Origin of the sequence: Paenibacillus forsythiae T98 (genome assembly GCF_000520735.1) — a bacterium.
GTDB classification, from domain to species: domain Bacteria; phylum Bacillota; class Bacilli; order Paenibacillales; family Paenibacillaceae; genus Paenibacillus_AQ; species Paenibacillus_AQ forsythiae.
Genome location: NZ_ASSC01000039.1, coordinates 1 through 3,967, shown reverse-complemented (window position 1 = coordinate 3,967; position 3,967 = coordinate 1). Strand labels below are relative to the sequence as shown.

The window sequence follows — 3,967 nt, the reverse complement described above, 5'->3', positions numbered from 1 at the left end:
CAGGGAGGCCGCGGCTGCCGCCGAGATGCAGCGTGAGCGGCTGAGTGAAGCGCAGAGCTACGGCGAATCGTGGAGAGCGAGCTATGAGGAGCTGAAGCAGGCGCAGCAGCAGTGGGCCGAGACGGAAGCGAAGCTTCGTGAGGAAATCGAGGTGTGGCAGCAGGAGGCCGAAGAGGGCGAGCGGGTGCGCGATTCGCTGAGCCAGGAACGCAGCGACGCTCTCCAGAAGCTGGGCGAGCTTGGAGAAAGCTACGAGCTGGTTCAGGGGCAGCTGCGGCTGCTTCAAGCCGAGTTCGAAATGCGGCATAGCGAACTGGAACGCGTTACCCAGGAGCATCAGAAGCTGCAGGCGGAATATGCCAAGCTGCAAAATGAATATAATGAATGGATTCAACTTATCGAACAGGATAGTTGAATGGCGGCGCATGATGAAAGGGCAGCCTCGCGGAGAAATCCGGAGGCTGCCCTTTTAAATAGGCAACAATATTAATATCATTCAACGATGATGTCAGCGCTCATTTGGCTGTGCCTTGAGCCGCAAAATACGGAGCAGTTCATTCGGAACGTGCCTGTCTGCTCGGGAACAATGACTTGGGAGCTATGCTTCCCGTTCCTGCAGAAAGTTAAAAAGATGCAAAAGCGATTTAAATTTATTATAATGAAAATCATTGTACTAAGGAATACTTTATCACCTTGGCCAAGAGACTTCATCTCACCAAGCAGGGGATGAAACGTCGCTTTATGTGTTCGACACCGAACATATATTCTATTATTAAAATACATAGGTTAAAAGTAGGGGATTCTCATTAGTGGAACTGCTGTTTTACTGAATACGGAAGTCTGGCACCGAAGAATATTGAATGTATACTGGGCATTGGCCGCCATTGCGCTGATCGGGCAGGCTTTCTGTGCGCTGATCGGCTTGAAGCCGGAACCTTACCGCGCTATTTCGGAACAGGCCGGATATTTGTTAATCTTGTGCAATTTGCTTATTTTTCTGAGCGTCATCCTGGCCGAGATCTGGCTGCGCTCCGACCTTGGATTTCAGAAGCAGATGGTGATCGGCTGCGGGTTCTTGATTTCTTGCCTGTTGTACTTTGTCAGCCTGCCCTATGTCGACGGAGCGCAAATGGCGCTGATGATGCCGGCCATGACCGCGCTTATTTATTTTGACCGCAGGATGCTGTACATCTTCGGACTGCTCAGTCTCTTCGATTATGCCGGCATTTATTTCCTGCTGGAGCGGGGTCTGCTGAGTAAACCGCTGACTGAGTTTTTGATGATGGAATGCATCTTTATCGTATTTGTGATCCTCGCGCATGGAGTTATCGTGCGGGCGCATGAAACGAATGAATATTTGGAGCAGCTGACCCAGTCGGAGCAGGGGCTGCTGGTTGAACGGGCGATTGCCGACAAGCTGCTGAAGATTGATGCGCTGACCGGACTTTACAACCACAAGACCTTCCACGAGTATCTGGACTCGCTGCTGGAGCAGTGCGAGACGAATGGGCTGCGTCTGCAGCTCGCCTTGTTTGATATTGACAATTTCAAGCAGGTGAACGATACATACGGACATTGGATTGGAGACATTGTGCTGAAGGAGGTTGCGGGGAAGATTGGCAGAATGATCGGTCCGAATGACTTTGCCGCAAGATATGGGGGAGAAGAGTTCGCGATTATTTTTACGGACAAAGACCCGGATGAAGCCTATGCGCTGGTGGAAGACCTCCGGTCCGACATAGCCGGACTGGAGCATCCTTATGCGGGCGGCAGACCCATTACCGTCAGCATCGGCTTATGCCGCTACCGTGCAGGCGATGGCAAGGAGCTATTGTTCCGCAGGACGGACGAGTCCCTCTATTTGGCCAAACACAGCGGCAAGAACCGGGTGGTCACCTCCGGGGAGAACGAGCCCGTGCCGGTCTGATCTGCAAAAGAAGCCGCCCTTTCACGGATGGTGTCAGGGAGGCTTCTTTTTTCGCTTCGGGATTTCCGGTTATTTACCGGCCTCAAACGGGGTAGAGACAGGCAGAAACAGGTCAATAATCCCAATGACCAGAGCTGCGAGGAGAGCGCCGATAATGGATACGCTAACGCCCGCCACAATGAACTGCGCCAGCCAGATCACAAGCGCGCTCACCAGGAACCCTACGATACCGCGGCCGAACGGTGTTGTTTTGCGTCCGAAAATGCCTTCCGCAATCCACCCCAGCAGTGCGATGACCAGAGCAAGCATAAGGGCGCTCCAGAAGCCGCCGACGCTGAAATTCGGAACAATCCAGCCAACCACAAGAAGGACCAGCGCGGAAACGATGAAGCGGACAACATGACCCAAAAATCTCACTGTACAAGCCTCCTTTGCTTTTTAGCTTTAAGGATTCGTGCAAGGGTTATTGTACACAGAAACATTCTCCGTTATGTTGGTAAAACGTACCCAAATAGCGAAATTGAGCCACATTCGGTATAATGATTTCTATAATGAAGGGAGCTGTGACCGTAATTGGACGACAAGATTTTGCATACTCTTGAGTATCAAAAGATCATAGATAAATTGGCGCAATATATACAAACTCCGATGGGACTCTTCATGGCCGAGAAACTGAAGCCCTCCGGCGATTTCGAAGCCGTCAAGCTGCTGCTTCAGGCGACGGACGAGGCGGCGACGGTTGACCGGTTGAAAGGGGTGCCGTCCTTCGGCGGGATAACGGATATCAAATCTTCACTGAAGCGGGCCTCCATCGGCGGAATGCTCGGCCCCCATGAGCTGCTGGCCGTAGGGAACACCATTGGCGGAGGCCGGCGGGTCAAGCGCTTTTTGGCCGCGATGCATGAAGAAGAACCGATCCCGATGCTCTTTGAACTGAGCGATCTGGTCTCGGAGCAGAAGCCCGTGGAGGACGCCATTCGCTCCGCCATCGACGAGAACGCGGAGGTGCTCGATTCGGCCAGCGCCGAGCTGTCCCAGGTCCGCAGGGAGCTTAGAACCGGCGAGACAAGAATCCGCGAGAAGCTGGATTCGATGATCCGCTCCTCTTCCGTCTCGAAGATGCTGCAGGATCAACTGGTCACCATCCGCGGCGACCGGTTCGTCATTCCGGTGAAGGCGGAATACCGCTCACACTTCGGCGGCATCGTTCACGACCAGTCGGGGTCGGGAGCAACGCTGTTTATCGAGCCGGAATCGATTGTCGCAATGAACAACAAGCTCAGGGAGACGCGGCTGCGTGAAGAGCGGGAGATTGAGATCATTCTGCGGAAGCTGACCGCGCTTGTCGGTGAAATTGCCGAGGAGACGGCGTATGACGTCGATATTCTCGGTCAGCTTGATTTTATATTCGCCAAGGCCCGCCTGGCGCGGGAAATGAAAGCGGCGCGTCCCCGGATGAACGACCGCGGCTATTTGAAGCTGCGCAAAGGCAGACACCCGCTTATTGCCGCAGAGTCCGTCGTTCCGCTGGATGTGGAGCTTGGCAACCAGTACAGCTCCATTATTGTGACCGGCCCGAATACGGGCGGGAAGACCGTTACGCTGAAGACAATCGGGCTGCTCAGCCTGATGTCGATGTCCGGTCTGTTCATTCCGGCCGAGGAAGGCAGCCAAATGTGCGTGTTCGACGCCATTTATGCCGACATTGGAGACGAGCAGAGCATCGAGCAGAGCCTGAGCACCTTCTCCAGCCATATGACCAATATTATATCCATTCTGAATCGCATGACTCCCAAAAGCCTGGTATTGCTCGACGAGGTCGGAGCGGGAACGGACCCGGCGGAAGGCTCCGCGCTGGCCATCGCCATCCTGGAGCATATCCACCGGACGGGATGCCGGATGGTGGCTACGACGCATTACAGCGAGCTTAAGGCTTATGCGTATGAACGCAAGGGCGTCATCAACGCCAGCATGGAATTCGATGTGCAGAGCCTTCGCCCGACATACCGTCTGCTGGTTGGCGTTCCGGGCCGAAGCAAC

General features: G+C 54.1%; 3 protein-coding genes and 1 pseudogene. 3 read left to right on the top strand and 1 reads right to left on the bottom strand.

All coding sequences use genetic code 11. The annotated features are described in order from the left end of the window. Both L692_RS32300 and L692_RS27535 read left to right on the top strand, forming a co-directional pair. Window positions 1-415, top strand: a pseudogene (locus L692_RS32300) (hypothetical protein); the annotation flags it as partial. Window positions 416-856: 441 nt separating this feature from the next. After that, entirely contained in the window at window positions 857-1,927 is a 1,071-nt protein-coding gene (locus tag L692_RS27535; RefSeq protein WP_025696621.1) for a GGDEF domain-containing protein, read from the top strand. A gap of 69 nt (window positions 1,928-1,996) precedes the next feature. On the opposite strand, the gene L692_RS0101680 is transcribed toward L692_RS27535, so the two are convergent. Further along, window positions 1,997-2,344, bottom strand: coding sequence for a phage holin family protein (locus tag L692_RS0101680; protein ID WP_025696620.1), 348 nt, complete (start codon window positions 2,342-2,344; stop codon window positions 1,997-1,999). A gap of 156 nt (window positions 2,345-2,500) precedes the next feature. On the opposite strand from L692_RS0101680, the gene L692_RS0101675 reads away from it, so the two are divergent. Then, the coding region (locus tag L692_RS0101675) for an endonuclease MutS2 (RefSeq protein WP_025696618.1) at window positions 2,501-3,967 on the top strand (1,467 nt) is incomplete at its 3' end.